Below are 15,969 nucleotides of genomic sequence, written 5' to 3'. Positions count from 1 at the left end.
AGTTCCTTCGGTGGTATGTATAAAAGCGGCTTCAGTTTTTCATATTAACTAGGGATAAGCTGGAAAAGAACGCGATCCAAGGAGGAACGACCCATGTCCAAAAGCTTAACGGAAGTGCTGAATACCCAGATAGCGAACTGGAGCCTGCTGTTCATCAAGCTCCATAATTACCATTGGTATGTGAAGGGGCCGCAATTTTTCACCCTGCATGCGAAATTTGAAGAGCTGTATAACGAGGCGGCCCTTCACGTGGACAATTTGGCCGAGCGACTGCTGGCGCTCAAAGGGCAGCCGGTCGCCACCATGAAAGAAATTTTGGAGAAAACGACCCTGCACGAAGCTTCCGGCAGCGAGAATGCCGAGCAGATGGTCCGTTCCATCGCCAACGACTTCGGAACGCTGATTGGGGAGCTGAAGGAAGGGATGGCGATTGCCGAAGCGGCGGACGACGAGACGACCGGCGATATGCTGCTTGCGATCCACAGCGAGCTGGAGAAGCACGTTTGGATGCTGGAATCGTTTTTGGGAAAATAGCGTCCCGGACCGGGGGCATGGCGACTTGCGGATGGCGCAGGAAGCCGTGCCTTTTTTTGTAAATTGAGGCCTGATTACCCGCAGCCGCTGTGTAATCGTCGCTTCGGCGGGGAGGCTTGTCGCATATACTGTAGAGCGGAACCCAGTCGGCAGACCGCTCGCGGCGCTGCCCAGCAAAGGAGTGACAAAAACAATGAACGCGAATTCGTATAAAGACGGGGAACGGTTAACGAAGGTTGAAACCCGGCTCGAGAATATCGAAGTCGCCGTCACGCGCATGGAAGAAAAGCTGGATAAGTGGCATGGTAACTATATATCCCGAATGGAATTGAACGAGATGCTGCGTGCACGCGACGAACGTCTCGAACGGATTGAAAAAGAGCGGCTGCTCAACAAGCAGCTCTACCCCGGCTGGATCAATCTGCTCATTGCTTTTGCCGCATTGCTTGTCGCGTGGTTCCACAATAAATAAAGCAGCAGAATGAAATATGGTTCGGACAGGTCGCTTTTCCTTGCGCCGTTTGGGTATAATGGGATGAAAAGGGATGGAGGCTCTGGCCCTATGAATCGAACGATTTTGCGTACCGCAGCGGGACTGCTTCTTGCGCTGCTGCTTGCCGGCTGCGAGGAGGAGCGTCAGGCAGCCCCTGCTTCGGGCACGGCACCTTCCGCCCCGTCTCCGGGCGAAGCGTCCAAAGCTGCCTTTCCTTATAATCGGGAAACCGTAGCTGCAGGATTGGCCGTGCCGTGGGAAATCGATTTTGCGCCGGATGGCCGTATTTTCTTTACCGAGCGCGGCGGTGCGCTGCGCGTCATCGACAAGGGGAAGCTGATCGCGGAGCCGGTGTTTCAAGTGAACGGCAGTTTGTACAAGCAGGGGGAAGCGGGGCTGCTTGGCTTCGCGCTCGATCCGCAATTTGCACGCAACGGCTATATTTATGCCTATCATACGTACGTCCAAGACGAACGGCCGGTCAATCGGGTTGTCCGCCTGAAGGAGCAGGGCGGGAAAGCCGTTCTCGACCAAGTGCTGCTGGATAACCTGCCGGGCAACCGGATTCACGACGGCGGGCGGGTGAAGTTCGGGCCGGACGGCGTGCTGTATATTACGAACGGAGATGCCGACGACCGCCCGGCTGCTCAAGATGCGGCCAAGTTCGCCGGCAAAATATTCCGCATCGCCAAAGACGGCTCCGTGCCGCCGGACAATCCGTTCCCCGGCTCGCCGGTCTACAGCCTCGGCCACCGCAACCCTCAAGGGCTTGCCTGGCATCCGGAGACGAAGCGGCTGTACAGCTCCGAGCACGGCCAGACGGCTCACGACGAGATCAATCTCATCGAGGCCGGGGCCAACTACGGTTGGCCTCTCGTCGAAGGCGACGAGACCGAGATCAAGCCGGCCGATACCGGGAAAAAAGGGCTGGGACCGCTAAGAGCGCCGGTCGTGCACAGCCGCGACGTCACGTGGGCGCCGTCGGGCATGACCTTCGTCAGCCGCGGACCGTGGAAAGGCCACCTGCTGGTCGCCAATCTGCGCGGGACGCAGGTGCTGCACATCGTGCTGGCGCAAGACGGCAAGAGCGCCCATTCCGTCGAGCCGCTGCTCGCCGGCGAGTTGGGCCGGCTCCGGACGGTGGCGGAAGCGCCGGACGGTTCGCTCTATGTGCTGACGAACAACCGGGACGGCCGCGGCCAGCCGCAGAAGGACGACGATAAAATCATCCGGTTGATACCGGAATTTAAATCATGAACTAACGGATTGGAGAACGTGAAGCGGGATGCAAGAGCGGGAATTGACGGAATTGACGGGCCGATTGTTTCAGGAAGGGACGCTGATCCAAGCGACGCTGAGCCAGGTGCGGCGAAGCGATCCGGACGGCTGCACGAAGGTGACGGTGAAGCCCGTACAGCTCAAGGGGGCTTTGAATTATCAATTCAGCTCCTTCTGCGGGCCGAAGGTGCTGCATGAGAATTTGGCGCCGGAAGCGGCGGAGGCGAAGCTGAACGCGATGCTTGCCGAGCAGTTCCGGCAAGGGCTGCTGCAGACGGGCGAAGCGGACTATCAGGTGCTGATCAGCAAGAAGGGCAAGATCGGCGTCCTTCGCAAGCCGTCGACCAAGCAAGCAGTGGGCGGAGCGCCTGTCCATAACCGGAAAAAGAACTACGTGCTGGAGGAAGGCGTTCCCGTTCCTTTTTTGATCGAGCTCGGAATTATGAACGCACAGGGGAAGGTGCTTGCCCCCAAATACGACAAGTTCCGCCAAATCAACCGGTTTGTCGAAATGATCGCCGATATTTTGCCGCATTTGCCGAAGGATCGGACGCTCACCATCGTCGATTTCGGCTGCGGCAAATCGTATTTGACGTTTGCGATGTATCATTTTCTGAAGGAGATGCAGGGCTTCGACCTGCGCGTCGTCGGCCTTGATCTCAAGGAGGATGTGATCCGGCACTGCAGCGCGCTTGCGGAGAAGCTCGGCTATGACGGGCTGCGGTTCCTTGTCGGCGACATCGCCAAGTATGACGAGCTGCGGCAGGTCGACATGGTCGTGACGCTGCATGCCTGCGATACGGCGACCGATGCGGCGCTGGAGAAGGCGGTCCGCTGGGGCGCTTCGGTCATCTTGTCCGTGCCTTGCTGCCAGCATGAGCTGTTCCGGCAGGTGCGAAGCGACGTGCTCGGCCCGCTGCTGCAGCACGGCATTTTGAAGGAACGGTTTTCCGCGCTGGCCACGGATGCGATCCGGGCGAAGCTGCTCGAGCTGGTCGGCTACAAGACGCAGCTGCTTGAATTTATCGACCTGGAGCATACGCCGAAAAATATTTTAATCCGGGCGGTTCGCAGCGGCCAACCGCCGAAACCCGCCGAACGGGTCAAGTTGGCGGAGGAGTACCAAGGATTCCGGAATTTCCTGCAGGCGGAGCCATACTTGGAACGGGCGTTGCAGGATAAGCTGGACCTTGGCTGAAGCTGTAAATTTTAATTAGAGAGGGAGTCCCATGACATAAGTGGGGCTTTCTCTCTTTTTTTGTCCTTTTCCATGCATATGTCCTAAAATTCGACAAAACTTCTTCGCTTCTTGTGAAACTTTTCTCCTAGTTTCCGTAGTACAATGGAGGTTAATGTCCAATTGGAATATGGTTCCAACCATGGATTGTAAAAAAACTGAGAACCGAGGTGCTTGTATCATGAGAAATCCACTTCATTCGTTAACGGGCCGATTTATGGTGTACAGCAGCCTGGTGCTCCTGCTCTTAATGGGTGTGGTGTTCGCTTATCAAAGCAGCATCATTCGCCGCCATGCGGAAGCTTCGTTGTTCGACAAAGGACGGACGATGGCCATATCGTTATCCAAAAGCTTGCAGAGCCTGACCGAGTCGGATCTGCGTACCGGGGTGACGCTGCAAGACGGCACGAAGCTGTCCGGCGAAGAACTTCGGACCCGATTGTTCGACGACCGGCTGGAGCCTATCGCCGCGAGCCGCGAGGAAGCGGAGAAGCGGTCGAAGGATAAGGAATACGCTTCGGCGAAGCAGAAACGATTCGACGGCCAAGACATCCCGCTCGCGCAATACGAGCTGAAATATACGAGCGCTTACGGCGCTTATACGGACGAGCGGTGGCAGGCGCTGGTCGACGGATTTTTGACCGACCCGCAGATCGTGTTCGCCGTTCCGATCGCCTACTCGGCGAATCCGGACGCGGTCGGCTTCATCGCGACGCACAACAGCAGCTACAGCCCGCAAGGCGAGTCTTCGAAGGACCGCTGGGGAGCGGAGGGGCGGCTTAGCCAGAAATACCGAGCCAATCGCGTATTTAACGACCCAACGGGCTATGCGGCCGCGGCGTACAAGGACACTTCCGATGTGCTGCTGCAAAAATACCCGCGAAGCGTGGAAGGACGGGTCGTCGAGACGTGGGACATGTCTTACCCGCTTTTCTTCGAGGGCAAGCATTGGGGGGCGGTTCGCGTTGCGCTCAATAAGGAAAAATCGGACGCGCTGATCGCCCAGCAGCAGCTCACGGTCGCCGCAGAGCTTCTGATCGTGCTGCTTGTTGTGCTTGGCCTGCTGTTCGTGCTGTCGAAGTTTTCCGTCGCCCGCAAGCTTCAGGCGGTGCTGGATGCGACGGCCAATCTCAACTCGCAGGAAGCGGATTTGACCTATCGCCTTGCCGTAAAAGGCAAGGACGAGATGGGCCGGCTTTCCGGGGAGATCAACCGGTTTATCGCCCACTTGCAGCAAATGATGAAGGGAATGCATGCTCTTTCCCTTCGGGTAACGGACGGCTCGCACCAGCTGGCGGCGCATGCCGTGCAATCCCGCGAAGCTTCGGAGGCGATTGCGCATACGCTGGACGAACTGGCGGCGGGCGCCGAAAGCCAAGCCGTCAGCGCCGGGGACAGCGCCAAGGCAATGGAGGAGATGGCGGCGGGCATTCAGCGCATCGCCGAGGCGTCGGCCCACGTCACGGAGGCGTCGCTCGCGATGGTGCAGGAGGCCGAAGCAGGCAACCGCACTTCGGTTGGAGCCATGGAGCAGATGGGGACGATGCGTCAGTCGGCGCAGCAGGTCGGCCAAGCGATCAGGGAGCTGGAAGGCCGCATGCAGTCGGTGCAGGAGATGGCTGGCGCCATATCCGGCATCGCGTCCCAGACGGGTCTGCTCGCGCTGAACGCGGCGATCGAAGCGGCCCGGGCCGGAGAACACGGCCGAGGCTTTGCGGTCGTCGCCGGCGAGGTGCGCAAGCTGGCCGAGCAGTCCGAGGCGTCGGCGCAGCGCATTCAGGAGCAGATCGAAGACATACAGGCCTCGATGGCTTCGGCGGTAGCTGCGATGGCAAAGGGCGGCCGCGAGGTGGAGAAAGGTGTCGGGGAAGTCGGGCAGGCCGGCGCGGCCTTCGAGCGGATTTTGACGATGGCGCAGGGCATCACGGCACAAATCCAGGAAATATCGGCCGCCTCCGAGCAACTGTCCGCCGGCACCGAGGAGGTGACGGCCGGCATCGAGGAGATGGCACGCATCGCAGGCAGCGCCTCGGAGCAGACGCTGCGGGCGGCGACGGCATCCGCCGGTCAGCTCGACCTTGCAGGTCAGGCGTCCGGGGAAGCCGAACAGCTTCGGAAGGCGGCGGACGAGCTTCAGCAAACCGCAGGACGGTTCAAAATATAACCGCGTCCTGCGGTTTTTCTTTTGGCTTCGCTGTGTGTCTGTGTTGGAGTGGCTGTGCTACAATGAGGCTACTTGGGTGTGAAACGAATGAACGGGAGGCGATGCATCGATGGCAGCAGATAAGGAACGTCCCCGCTTGACCGGCTTGCCGCCGGTCGCGGATGAGCGCTGCCGGCTGCTGATTCTCGGATCGATGCCGGGGGAGGCGTCCTTACGGGCGCAGCAGTATTACGGCCATCCGCGCAACGGCTTCTGGCCGCTTCTTTACGCGCTGCTGGACGGCGGGGAGCCGGCTGCGGCATACGATGAGCGGCTTCGCTTTGCGTTATCCCGCGGCGTAGCGCTGTGGGACGTGCTGGAGGCCTGCGAGCGCGAAGGCAGTCTCGACACGGCGATTCGCCGCCCGGAGGCCAACGACTTCGCGCGGTTCTACGCGGCGTATCCGGGCATCCGCTATGTTTTCTTCAACGGCAGCACGGCGGCGGACCTGTACCGCAGGCAGGTCATGAAGGGGGCCGCGGACGACGGCAGGAGCTATACGCTGCTGCCGTCGTCGAGTCCGGCGCGGGCCATGTCGCCGGCTGCCAAGCTGGAAGCATGGCAGCCTGTGCGGGAGACTTGGCTCGCCGTACGCGGCTAGCGGCACAGCGAGCCGGATTACTCCTTCTCTTTCTGGGTGGCTCCGATCTGATTGACCGTCGTTTTCACCTGATTGAGCGTATCGTTGACGAATTCCATATCTTGATTTTCGGCTTTCATCGAAGCCGTGCTTTCGTAATTGCCGTCGTGCTTTTTATTTTCCGACATGCCGTTTCCTCCTTTCGGGATAAGGTTAATATCGTCAGTTCATGCTTAACGTGCGCAGTCTGCCCGGAAAATATTCTCTTTTTCCGAAAGGCATACTAAGTGAAAACCCATTTCTGCAAGCGACGAGAGGAGATGCCGGATGGCAAGACAGACGAGCCAAGTTCCGTTCGGGTACGAACCGCCGAATGGGCGCGATATGGTCCGCGGAAGCTTATGGATTTACGATGCGTTCGAGGATTACACGGAGCAGGAGCTTGCACGCGTCCTTGCGCTGGCGAGCGGGCGCGGCATCGCCAAGGCGGTGTTTTACCCGCTGCACGAGGAGACGGTCCGGCGCATGGAGAAACGGCGTTCCGTAGCTCCCTACTACCAAAGGGTCGAAGCGCTGCAGGCGCTGCTCGCCGCTTCGGATACGGATGTCGACTATGCCGTCGAACCGTTCGAGGGCAAGCGTAAGAAATACACTCCCGCAGACACTGCTTTCCGGTTTCTGGAAGAGAAATACGCCGCTCCCCATTTCGTTTGGGTGACCGGGACGACAGCCGAGCTGCTCGCAGGCTACGAGTCGTTCGAGACGTGGATCAAGAAAATCCGCTGGTTCGTGAGCGAGGAGGGAAGCCCGGCCACGCATCCCCGGCTGCAAGCGTATGCCAACCGTTGGGACCTGGTCTGAAGGCCTGGTTGGGTCCGCATCCCCTGAAAATGGCATGAAAGCCCGAACCCTATATCGAACTCTGTTCGAAAAACCGCGGGCGATAGCTTTCATGGCCTGTTACAGGGGGAGAGAAACGATGGGGAAACTTAAAAAAACGGTCGTGTGGGTTATTGCAGCCGCGCTTTTGGGCGGACTGGTTTATGGTGTCACTTGGGTGGGCGATGCGCCCGTATCGGCAGAAATATCGACGGAAGCCAAAGGGCGGTTCGTCGGCTTGGCGGACGGCAGCAAACAAATCAAAGTGTCTTACGACGGAACGGAAAAAACTTATCCGCTGACTGCGGACGTATGGGTATACCGCAATTTGCAGAAAGCGGCGATCACCGATTTGAAGCCGGGCGATTCGCTGGACATTATATTGAACAGCAAAAATCAAGCCGCCTACATTAAGGCGGCGGCACCCGAACAAACCGCTGCGCCGCAGAGCCCGGCCCCGCCGGCCGCCGAGCCGAACGCGGCGCCGGCGCAAGGCTCCGGCGCATCGCAGGGGTCTGCCGCGCCTGCGCCTTCCGGCAGCACGTCCGCCGTGCCGCCGGCCGGTCCGGCGCATACGTCTGCGGCCTCGACTTCGGTTTCGGCTGACCGTGCGGTTGCCGCGGAACCGGCTAAGCCGGCGGTAAACGGGAGCTGGCCTTGGGAGCGGCTGTCGTTGGAGTTGAAAAGCCGGGAGCTGGCTTTGAAGGTAAAGCAGGAGCAGACGGACAAGGGCGATGAGGCCGACGTTTATATCCAAACCAAAGATCGCGCGGTCGTTCATCTGAACGGAGCGCAGGCGGAGCAACTGCTTCTTCTGCTGATGCAGGGGCTGCCTTCGGAGAAAGAAGCTTGGGAGAAGGCGCTCAAGCAGCGCTTGGCGGCGCAGTTTAAGCTCAAGGACGATTCGCCGGATTGGAAGATCGACGTGAAGTGGAAAGAAGACGCCAAAGTCGTCCGTACGCCTCCCCTACAGGCCGGGAAGCCGGAGTCTAACGGTCACGGAGCGGACAAGGAGCATGGCAAAGGCAAGAATAAGGAGAAAGAGAAAGAAAAGGAAAAAGCGAAAAGCCGCGATAAGCACGACGATGAGGATGACGACTGATCGAAGGGCTTCCGCTTTCACCGCCTACACAACGGCAGCCCGTCTGGAGATGATTAACGCTCCGACGGGCTGCTTTTTTTCCGCGTTCCTCTAACCGCTCTAGTCCTCGGGAGTCCGGTCCAAATACAAACGGGAGACGAGAGTGGCGTCTCCGCGTCGCACTTCTTCCTCTGTCGCCTTTTCCTCCAAAGGATCGTGCGTATTCATGCCCGGGGCGATGGACGGCTCGTGGGGCCGCCGCGCCTCTTCTTTCTTGCCGGTCACAATTACTTCTCTCCTTCCGTCTTAGAATAGGCAATTAGCGTAATCGGATTACCGGTCAGTTCAGCTAATCGAGCTTCCGTCTGTTGAATGATATCGATGACTTTTTCTTGCTCGAGAAGCGGGGCGATTTGGTAATCGGTCGTTTCGATTTTCACGGGCGTTGGGCCTCCTGTATGGGATAATATCGATTTCCCGGTTAGAATTCCCTTCGGGAAACCCCTGCATGCGTGGAAGGCAATGGAAACAGAGCTGGAAAAAAACGCAAAAAACATGGCTCGGTATCACGCCGCTGTGTTATATTGAAGCTACTGTTCCGGGAACACGGTGAAACGATGAAGGAGGAAGGAACCGCATGAAATGGAACCGCTTGGCCGTGATGGCGAGCATCGTGCTTGCCGTGCTGATTTCGTCGATGGATACGACGATCATGAATACGACGATGCCGCGGATCGCGGAGGAGCTCGGGGATGTGAAGCTGTATGCGTGGAGCTTCGCTTCTTATATGATTTTATGTACGATCGTGACGCCGCTCAGCGGCAGGCTTTCGGATTTGTTCGGACGCAAAAAAGTGCTGTCGGTCGGCATTTTGGTCTTCTTGCTCGGGTCCGTACTGTGCGGTACGGCTGTGACCATGCTGCAGCTTGTGCTGTACCGGGGGCTCCAAGGGCTCGGCGCGGGCGCGATGATTGCGTTCCCGGCTATTATCGCCGGGGATTTATTCCCGGTGGAAGCGCGGGGCAAAATCCAGGCGTTCTTCACGGGCATGTGGGGCATCTCGTCGGTGCTGGCGCCGCTGCTCGGCAGCTTGTTCATCGAGCATTTGAGCTGGCGGTGGATTTTTTATATCAATATTCCGATTTGTCTGGCGTCGCTGCTGCTGCTTGTGCCATACCGGGAAGTGTACGAGGCCCGCAAAAGCCGGATTAACTACTGGGGAGCCCTCTGGTTCGGACTCGGCATCGGGCTGCTGCTGTTCAATACGGTGGTGAGCGAGGGCTTTTTGCTGTATACGGCGGGCGGTGTGTTGTTTTTGCTGCTGTTCGTGTATAACGAGCGGAGGCATCCTTCACCGATTATGCCGATGGCGCTGCTTAAGAACGGCTCGGTCGCCTGGATGAACCTGAACGGCTTCTTGACGTGTGCGGCGCTGTTCGGCACGTCCAGCTACATTCCGTTTTATTTGCAGCAGCACGGTTACTCGCTTTTCGTCAGCGGGCTGTCGCTGCTCGGCATGTCCGTCGGATGGATTCTTGTAGGCGTCCCGGCCGGCAAATGGGTGCTGCGCTACGGCTACCGGCCGCTGCTGTTTACCGGCAACGTACTGCTGGTGCTGTCCGGGCTGCTGCTGCTGTTTTTGCCGGACCAAGGGGGCTTCTGGTACGTCAATGCGATCATGGTGGTGCAAGGACTGGCGTACGGGCTGCTCTATACCGTATCGGTCATCGGGGTGCAGCAGCTTGTCGCCGCCGATCAAAAAGGGATTTCCACGTCGCTGCAGGTCTTCTCGAGGAATATCGGCACGGCGGCCGGAGTTACGATTATGGGCGCGCTTCTGACGTCGGCGCCGGCTTTTATGACCGGCATCCACCAGCTGTTCCTGTACGGGTTTATCGTCAGTTTGGTCGCGTTGGTATCCACTGTTTTTCTGTTTACGCGCCGTACGGTGTCGATTTCCGGAAGCGGGGCTTAAGAGCGGCGGCGCGATAGCCGTTGAAATGAACAAAGGGCGGTCTGCTTAATGCAAACCGTCCTTTGTTGTTACGTCGTCTTTCTTTAGTCGAGGTACCATTCGCCGGACCAAGGATCTTGTACCCAGCGAGCATGATGGTAAAAATGATGCCCATGCATATGATGATGGTGATGTGGATGATGATGCGGAAAGTGGTGCGGATGGAATCCAAACGGATGGAATCCGTGGGGGTGGAAGACATGTGGATGGAAGCCATGCGGATGAAAGCCATGCGGATGGAAGCCGTGGGGATGCGGGAAATGATGCGGATGATGCGGACGGATGTAGTCGATCTCCCCCGCTGTTTCAGTTTCGATTATCGTCTCTTGAGACATATTTGATTTCTCCTCTCTGATTGGAACATACTCCACCATATGTCAGAGAGGAGGAATTGGGCACTTATCCATCTAAAAAATGGGCTTAATTATCTTGTTTTTTTCTTAACCAGCCGGGACGGTGCGTTTCCGGCTTGCCGCCGCGCTCCTGCGGTTCCCCCGTTTCCGGCGCGCGTCCGTCGCTTCCGAGCGGTGAGCGCAGCTGCGCCTCCTCCATGGCCCGGCGCACTTCTTCGGGTACCGGAAAATCCGTCACCGGGACATCCTTCAGCGCTCGGGTCATGATTTCCCGAAACAGCTGAGCAGGCACCGCTCCGCCGGATGTCGTCAAATAATGGGTCTTATCCGTCTGATCGTACCCAAGCCAGATGGCGGCCGTCAGCTCGGGGGTGAAGCCTACGAACCAGGCGTCCTTAGCGCCGTTCCGGCCGATCGCCTCGAATTCGGCCGTTGCGGGCAGCTGCGTCGTCCCCGTCTTGCCTGCGGCGGGACGGCCGCTGAGTGCGGCAGCTATCCCTGTTCCCTGCGCGACGGTCTCTTGAAGCAGCCTTGTCAGCGTATAGGCATAGACCGGCTCCGTCAGCTTGGTCGGCTGCGGCTTGGCCTCGACGAGCGTAAGGCCGTCCTTGGTCGTAATTTTGGTGATGGCGTGGGCGTTCTGCATCACGCCCTCGTTGGCTATGGCGCCGTACGCCTGCGCCATCTGCAAGGGTGAGACGCCTTCGGACAAGCCGCCGAGCGCGAGGCTCAAGTTGCGGTCCGCCGAAGGCAGAGCGATCCCGGCCTTACGCACATAATTCATCCCGGCGTCGATGCCGATTTCATTCAGCAGCCAGACCGCCGGAATATTCCACGAACGCATCACGGCCTCCCGAAGCGAGACTTGCCCCCTCGTCTGTCCGTCCCAATCCTTGGGACGGTACCCGGAAATATCGAGCTGCCCGTCATACAAGATCGACTCCGGCGTATAGCCAAGCTCAAGCGCAGGCCCATAGACCGCCAGCGGCTTAAACGACGAGCCGGGCTGCCGCTTCAGCTCGGTGGCGCGGTTGAAACCGCGGTAGGTCTGATCCCCTCGCGCGCCGACGATCGCGCGGATGCCGCCGGTTCGCTGGTCCAGAACGACCGCTCCGCTCTGCACCAGGCGGTCGGGAGGACTTTGCGGGAAGAGCGCATCGATGCGGTACACCTCTTCCGCCGCCTGCTGCACCTTAAGGTCCATCGCGGTATGAATCCGCAGGCCGAGCGTCAAAATCTGCTGCTCCGTGAAGCCGTAGAGCTTCTCGGCTTCGTCCATGACGTAGTCGACATAGGAAGGGTGCCGCCCCTTCAGCGACTCTCCGTTGTTCGGCTTAAGCGCAATCGGCTCGGCGACGGCCTTGTCGTAGGCGGCGGCGCTGATGAAATGCTGCTCCTTCATCAGCGACAGCACGAGATTTCGCCGCTCCAGCGCCTTGTCCGGATGCCGCACTGGAGAGTAGAGCGAAGGAGCTTTGGGCAGACCGGCCAGCACGGCCGATTCGGCAAGCGTCAGCTGCTGAACGGATTTGCCGAAGTATTGCTGCGCCGCCCCTTCGATGCCCCAGCGCCCTTCGCCGAAGTAAATGCTGTTCAGATACAGCTCCAAAATTTCGTCTTTGCTGTAAGCAAAGTTGATTTTTATCGCGTAGCCGAGCTCCTTGAATTTGCGGTTGAACGATTTGTCCGAGTCGAGAAACAAATTTTTGGCAAGCTGCTGCGTGATCGTGCTGCCGCCTTCCTCCAGCGCTCCGGCTTTCAAGTCGCGGATCAGCGCGCGGCCGATCGACCACACGTCGAAGCCGGCATGATCGTAAAACCGCCGGTCTTCTACCGCAACGACGGCATTCCGCAAATCCAGCGGAATTTGGCCGAGCGGCACCGGGACGATTCGGGAGGAGGACAGCTGCGATACCGGCTTCCCCCCGGCGTCCATGACGAAGCTCGGCTCGGGGAGCGGATGCTCCAGCTTGCTGATGTCCAGACCGCGTACCCATACGGCGGCAGCGCCAAGACCGGCTGCCCCGGCCGCAAAACAGAGCAGCCCTGCCGTCCACAGCCACCGCCGTCCCCGTAACCGGCGCGCCTTCTTCGTCTCTCGCGCCGCCGTACCGCCGCTGTCCGGCGCAGGCTCTCGTGCCGCAGCACGGTTATCGGTCGCCGCATTTGCCCGTTCCTTCCGCGCCGCTGCTCCGCCACCATCACCCGGTACAGGCTCCCGTGCCTCGCGTGACGCAGGGCGGAAATCGCCTGCCGCCTGTCTGCGGCTCGGATCATCCTGCCCCGCACTGCCGGCTCTGCGCCACGTGGACCGGGCCGCCTGCCGCGCTTCGTCCGCCGCGCGGCTTCCTCCGCCGGAGGCTCTATACGACTGCCCCTCGCGTTTCGGCGAGGAGCCCGTGCCAGGCTTTGCTTTCGGCCTCCAACGAAACATCCGGAATAAGCTCATGGCAGATGGTCCCCCTTTTTGTCGCCACGGAATGTTCGCCGCTTTAGCGCAAAATAATCAATGCTAATAATATTCGAGCCGGACGCCTTGTTTCGGCAGGTGGACAAGCAAAAAAGGAGCCTCCGAAGGAAGCTCCAACAGGTTGTTGAGAATGTGGCTAATATAAAAATAGAGATAAATACGCAGGTGGGGTATCTACTGGAGGAGCGATAGCGTTCGCCTTTGTCTGCGGGAAATATCCGCTGTAAGCGGCTTTAATCAAAATTTCCCGCCGACAACAGCGACCGGAAGTAGGTACCCCACCCTCTCGTAACACCTCTATTACCTTAACTGACCACTTTCTCAACAAGCTCAGGAGCCTCTGAAGGAAGCTCCAAGCAATCCGCTATCGGGCGATCTCATTGCAGAGGGTCCGGCATCATGCCCTTTTCCATCACCTGCGAATTCGTTGGGAGGCTTGCCATCACCTTGCCAAGCTGTCGAACCTCTTTCTCGTTGTTGGCCATCTTGCCGTTCATCGCTTTGCCGATGGGCGTCGATTCGGTTGGCTTTGTCTTGGCCGGGCCGTATTCCATATATTGCTGAAGCTCCGCCAACATCTCTTGGGCAGCGGCGGCTGCCGAAACGGGTATATTTTGCTGCGCAACGAAGCCGGCCTCGTTCAAGTCAACGCGTGTCTGGCCGTTCTCCTGTGTGTGCGTATAGATACGGTACGGAAATTCCTGCAGCGAAGCGGAATCACGAAATGTCAATTCGTACGTGCTTCCTTCCCGGGACGGCAGTTCGGTGAATCCCATCGTTTTGAGCGTAGCGTGCACGTGGGAGAAGGGCTTGGTGATCGACGGCAGCGTTTTTTTACGGGTCATAGGGCAACACTCCTCGATTCGTTATTTTCCGCCGGACGGCGTGACGCATCTGTGTACCCACTTATTACACAGTTCCGGACAGGTTGAAACTTTGTACGGCACTTTATCGTCATTCTTTTTCGAATAGGTATTGAAGAACCGGGGGTGTTGGTATGCGCGGCAGATCGCTGCGAATTATTTTATTTCTTATGGTGTCGGTGACTTTATCAGCTCTGGTGTACGGGTACGCGTTTTCCAATAACAATAGCTTTGTCGGCTCCAGCATCGACGAGCAGTTTCCCGTGCCGGCGGAGGCTCGCAAATCGGACGTTCCGTTCTCCAATCCGGGAGTCGTCTATGTCCGCTATAACATGAAAGGTATTGAAGAAAAGGAAAGTATTCCCGACTTCTACGCGAGCGAGATTCGCAAGTGGGGGTGGAAGGAAGACAAAGAGGAGCAGGTGGGGGCCCTCCGTGTTTTTGTCAAGGACGGTAAAACGATGAATGTAACGACGCACAGCGGCTTTTTCACTTTGTTTACCAAAAAAGGCTCCGCTAAGCCGCACACAGCGGTTGCCGGTGCGCCGCGCGCCGAGGGTTCCAAGCCGCAAAGCCCGCCGGAGCGGTAAAACCCCCATGCGGCCAAATTCGCTTTTCCGGAGCTTGTCCGGCAGGAGAAGCGCATGGCAGGCGCAAGGGGGCTGGCGTTCGGTTCAACAGGCGGCTTTAATCGACGAGCGGAAGCGAGTACCGTGCGAATCCTTCGCCTTCGTAGCTGTATCGTTCGCATATCGTGTAGGTACGGTCGCCGACGCTTGTTTGAAGTCCCTTTTCGCGCAAATACGCTTCGACCGCTTGACCGGCCGCCTCGAAGTTCCCGTCCTTATTCGCCACGACGACGCACCGGTGCGCCGGGACGGTCAGGTGCAGGAACCATTCGGGAATGCCGTCGTACGATTCGACCTCCGTGCAAAGGATGTATACGTGCGTATCCGGATGGCTCTGCGATGGTCCGTGCGGCCACAGGCCGTAATGAATTTGAGGATTCACGATATGGGGCAAATGCTTGGCGGAGGACAGCAGCGCTTCTTTGGCGTGCCGATACTTGCCTCCCATGTCGTTCAGGCCGATGCACGGGATGCCGATCAGCTTCAATTCCTTGTGCTCCACCAGAACAGGCTCCATCTCCGGGAGCTTTGCCGCGTTTTCGATCATACGATGTTCGCCTCTTTTCCTAAAGTTATTTTCATTTTTTGCAACGAAAAACCCGCATGGTATAATGGAGCGATAAAGCCAGGACAAGCGGAGTGAGAACGATGAGAATCAACAAATATATCAGCGAAACGGGAATTTGCTCCCGGCGCGAAGCGGATCAGCTGATCGAGGGAAAGCGCGTCACGATTAACGGCCAGCTGGCCGAGCTCGGAAGCCGGGTGAGCGAAGGAGACGACGTGCGGATCGACGGAAAACCGATCAGCGAGAAGAAAAAGCACGTCTATATTGCGCTCCACAAGCCGGTAGGCATCACCAGCACGACGGAACGGCACGTCCGCGGCAATATCGTGGATTTTGTGGGACACCGCGAGCGCATTTTCCCGATCGGACGGTTGGATAAAGATTCCGAAGGATTGATTTTGCTTACGAATGACGGCGATATCGTCAACAAAATATTACGTTCCGAGCACGAGCACGAGAAGGAATACATCGTGACGGTGAACAAACCGGTCACGCCGATGTTTTTGCAGGGAATGGCGAGCGGCGTGCGGATTCTCGGAACCGTCACCAAACCGTGCAAAGTGAGCCGCATCGACGACCGGACGTTTCGGATCGTGCTGACGCAAGGGTTGAACCGCCAAATCCGCCGGATGAGTGCCGCCTTTGGCTACGAGGTGCGCCGGTTAAAGCGGGTGCGCATTATGAACATCAAGCTGGCCGGTTTGCCGGTAGGGCAGTGGCGCGATCTGGCCCCGGAAGAGCTGGACAAGCTGATGAGTACCATCGGGCATCAGCCGTAAGTTTTATG

General features: G+C 58.3%; 18 protein-coding genes. 12 read left to right on the top strand and 6 right to left on the bottom strand.

Annotated elements, in window-relative coordinates; translation table 11 throughout:
* Positions 1–93: 93 nt before the first annotated feature.
* The 6 genes from NI000_RS23095 (at position 94) to NI000_RS23070 (ending at position 6,346) form a co-directional block, all read left to right on the top strand.
* Complete coding sequence (locus NI000_RS23095; protein WP_036688242.1) at positions 94–534, top strand: Dps family protein; 441 nt, start codon at positions 94–96, stop codon at positions 532–534.
* 193 nt (positions 535–727) lie between these two features.
* Positions 728–1,006 (top strand): hypothetical protein, encoded by a 279-nt coding sequence (locus NI000_RS23090; protein WP_253413746.1) that lies wholly within the window; start codon positions 728–730, stop codon positions 1,004–1,006.
* 90 nt (positions 1,007–1,096) lie between these two features.
* Positions 1,097–2,284 carry a PQQ-dependent sugar dehydrogenase gene (locus NI000_RS23085; protein WP_253413745.1) on the top strand — a complete coding sequence of 396 codons (1,188 nt, stop codon included), beginning with the start codon at positions 1,097–1,099 and terminating at the stop codon, positions 2,282–2,284.
* 28 nt (positions 2,285–2,312) lie between these two features.
* A complete protein-coding gene (locus tag NI000_RS23080) occupies positions 2,313–3,503 on the top strand; it encodes a class I SAM-dependent methyltransferase (protein ID WP_253413744.1) in 1,191 nt (396 codons plus the stop codon).
* Positions 3,504–3,723: 220 nt separating this feature from the next.
* Positions 3,724–5,706: a methyl-accepting chemotaxis protein gene (locus NI000_RS23075; RefSeq protein WP_253413743.1), complete on the top strand. Its 1,983-nt coding sequence runs from the start codon at positions 3,724–3,726 to the stop codon at positions 5,704–5,706.
* A gap of 109 nt (positions 5,707–5,815) precedes the next feature.
* Positions 5,816–6,346 carry a DNA-deoxyinosine glycosylase gene (locus NI000_RS23070; RefSeq protein WP_253413742.1) on the top strand — a complete coding sequence of 177 codons (531 nt, stop codon included), beginning with the start codon at positions 5,816–5,818 and terminating at the stop codon, positions 6,344–6,346.
* Positions 6,347–6,363: 17 nt separating this feature from the next.
* Here NI000_RS23070 and NI000_RS23065 read toward each other — a convergent pair whose 3' ends face one another.
* Complete coding sequence (locus tag NI000_RS23065; RefSeq protein ID WP_253413741.1) at positions 6,364–6,513, bottom strand: hypothetical protein; 150 nt, start codon at positions 6,511–6,513, stop codon at positions 6,364–6,366.
* A gap of 139 nt (positions 6,514–6,652) precedes the next feature.
* Here NI000_RS23065 and NI000_RS23060 point away from each other — a divergent pair, with 139 nt between their 5' ends.
* A complete protein-coding gene (locus NI000_RS23060) occupies positions 6,653–7,186 on the top strand; it encodes a hypothetical protein (RefSeq protein WP_253413740.1) in 534 nt (177 codons plus the stop codon).
* Positions 7,187–7,304: 118 nt separating this feature from the next.
* Complete coding sequence (locus NI000_RS23055; protein WP_253413739.1) at positions 7,305–8,306, top strand: hypothetical protein; 1,002 nt, start codon at positions 7,305–7,307, stop codon at positions 8,304–8,306.
* Between the two features lie 99 nt (positions 8,307–8,405).
* Here the strand turns inward: NI000_RS23055 and NI000_RS23050 are convergent, their stop codons facing one another.
* Positions 8,406–8,570 (bottom strand): hypothetical protein, encoded by a 165-nt coding sequence (locus tag NI000_RS23050; protein ID WP_253413738.1) that lies wholly within the window; start codon positions 8,568–8,570, stop codon positions 8,406–8,408.
* Positions 8,571–8,572: 2 nt separating this feature from the next.
* Positions 8,573–8,725 carry a hypothetical protein gene (locus tag NI000_RS23045; RefSeq protein WP_253413737.1) on the bottom strand — a complete coding sequence of 51 codons (153 nt, stop codon included), beginning with the start codon at positions 8,723–8,725 and terminating at the stop codon, positions 8,573–8,575.
* Between the two features lie 197 nt (positions 8,726–8,922).
* On the opposite strand from NI000_RS23045, the gene NI000_RS23040 reads away from it, so the two are divergent.
* Both NI000_RS23040 and NI000_RS23035 read left to right on the top strand, forming a co-directional pair.
* Positions 8,923–10,260, top strand: a complete 1,338-nt coding sequence (locus NI000_RS23040) for an MFS transporter (protein WP_253413736.1) — start codon at positions 8,923–8,925, stop codon at positions 10,258–10,260.
* Positions 10,261–10,391: 131 nt separating this feature from the next.
* A complete protein-coding gene (locus NI000_RS23035; protein ID WP_253413735.1) occupies positions 10,392–10,640 on the top strand; it encodes a hypothetical protein in 249 nt (82 codons plus the stop codon).
* A gap of 79 nt (positions 10,641–10,719) precedes the next feature.
* On the opposite strand, the gene NI000_RS23030 is transcribed toward NI000_RS23035, so the two are convergent.
* Together NI000_RS23030 and NI000_RS23025 are read right to left on the bottom strand one after the other, a co-directional pair.
* Positions 10,720–13,101, bottom strand: a complete 2,382-nt coding sequence (locus tag NI000_RS23030; protein WP_253413734.1) for a transglycosylase domain-containing protein — start codon at positions 13,099–13,101, stop codon at positions 10,720–10,722.
* 398 nt (positions 13,102–13,499) lie between these two features.
* Positions 13,500–13,967 (bottom strand): hypothetical protein, encoded by a 468-nt coding sequence (locus NI000_RS23025; protein WP_253413733.1) that lies wholly within the window; start codon positions 13,965–13,967, stop codon positions 13,500–13,502.
* A 152-nt stretch (positions 13,968–14,119) separates the two neighbouring features.
* Between NI000_RS23025 and NI000_RS23020 the strand changes: the two genes are divergently transcribed.
* Positions 14,120–14,575 carry a hypothetical protein gene (locus tag NI000_RS23020; protein ID WP_253413732.1) on the top strand — a complete coding sequence of 152 codons (456 nt, stop codon included), beginning with the start codon at positions 14,120–14,122 and terminating at the stop codon, positions 14,573–14,575.
* Between the two features lie 97 nt (positions 14,576–14,672).
* Here the strand turns inward: NI000_RS23020 and NI000_RS23015 are convergent, their stop codons facing one another.
* Complete coding sequence (locus tag NI000_RS23015) at positions 14,673–15,161, bottom strand: effector binding domain-containing protein (RefSeq protein WP_253413731.1); 489 nt, start codon at positions 15,159–15,161, stop codon at positions 14,673–14,675.
* Between the two features lie 101 nt (positions 15,162–15,262).
* Between NI000_RS23015 and rluF the strand changes: the two genes are divergently transcribed.
* Positions 15,263–15,961, top strand: a complete 699-nt coding sequence (rluF, locus tag NI000_RS23010) for a 23S rRNA pseudouridine(2604) synthase RluF (RefSeq protein ID WP_253413730.1) — start codon at positions 15,263–15,265, stop codon at positions 15,959–15,961.
* Positions 15,962–15,969 lie beyond the last annotated feature (8 nt).

The sequence above is a fragment of the Paenibacillus tyrphae genome (genome assembly GCF_024158745.1).
Taxonomy (GTDB): Bacteria; Bacillota; Bacilli; order Paenibacillales; family NBRC-103111; genus Paenibacillus_G; species Paenibacillus_G tyrfis_A.
This window is presented reverse-complemented; position numbering and strand designations above follow the sequence as displayed.

Coding starts and splice junctions, on each gene's coding strand:
- NI000_RS23065 (WP_253413741.1), bottom strand. CDS start 6,513: ATGTCGGAAAATAAAAAGCACGACGGCAATTACGAAAGCACGGCTTCG.
- NI000_RS23090 (WP_253413746.1), top strand. CDS start 728: ATGAACGCGAATTCGTATAAAGACGGGGAACGGTTAACGAAGGTTGAA.
- NI000_RS23040 (WP_253413736.1), top strand. CDS start 8,923: ATGAAATGGAACCGCTTGGCCGTGATGGCGAGCATCGTGCTTGCCGTG.
- NI000_RS23070 (WP_253413742.1), top strand. CDS start 5,816: ATGGCAGCAGATAAGGAACGTCCCCGCTTGACCGGCTTGCCGCCGGTC.
- NI000_RS23025 (WP_253413733.1), bottom strand. CDS start 13,967: ATGACCCGTAAAAAAACGCTGCCGTCGATCACCAAGCCCTTCTCCCAC.
- NI000_RS23095 (WP_036688242.1), top strand. CDS start 94: ATGTCCAAAAGCTTAACGGAAGTGCTGAATACCCAGATAGCGAACTGG.
- NI000_RS23015 (WP_253413731.1), bottom strand. CDS start 15,161: ATGATCGAAAACGCGGCAAAGCTCCCGGAGATGGAGCCTGTTCTGGTG.
- NI000_RS23060 (WP_253413740.1), top strand. CDS start 6,653: ATGGCAAGACAGACGAGCCAAGTTCCGTTCGGGTACGAACCGCCGAAT.
- rluF (WP_253413730.1), top strand. CDS start 15,263: ATGAGAATCAACAAATATATCAGCGAAACGGGAATTTGCTCCCGGCGC.
- NI000_RS23020 (WP_253413732.1), top strand. CDS start 14,120: ATGCGCGGCAGATCGCTGCGAATTATTTTATTTCTTATGGTGTCGGTG.
- NI000_RS23075 (WP_253413743.1), top strand. CDS start 3,724: ATGAGAAATCCACTTCATTCGTTAACGGGCCGATTTATGGTGTACAGC.
- NI000_RS23085 (WP_253413745.1), top strand. CDS start 1,097: ATGAATCGAACGATTTTGCGTACCGCAGCGGGACTGCTTCTTGCGCTG.
- NI000_RS23055 (WP_253413739.1), top strand. CDS start 7,305: ATGGGGAAACTTAAAAAAACGGTCGTGTGGGTTATTGCAGCCGCGCTT.
- NI000_RS23080 (WP_253413744.1), top strand. CDS start 2,313: ATGCAAGAGCGGGAATTGACGGAATTGACGGGCCGATTGTTTCAGGAA.
- NI000_RS23030 (WP_253413734.1), bottom strand. CDS start 13,101: ATGAGCTTATTCCGGATGTTTCGTTGGAGGCCGAAAGCAAAGCCTGGC.
- NI000_RS23035 (WP_253413735.1), top strand. CDS start 10,392: ATGATGGTAAAAATGATGCCCATGCATATGATGATGGTGATGTGGATG.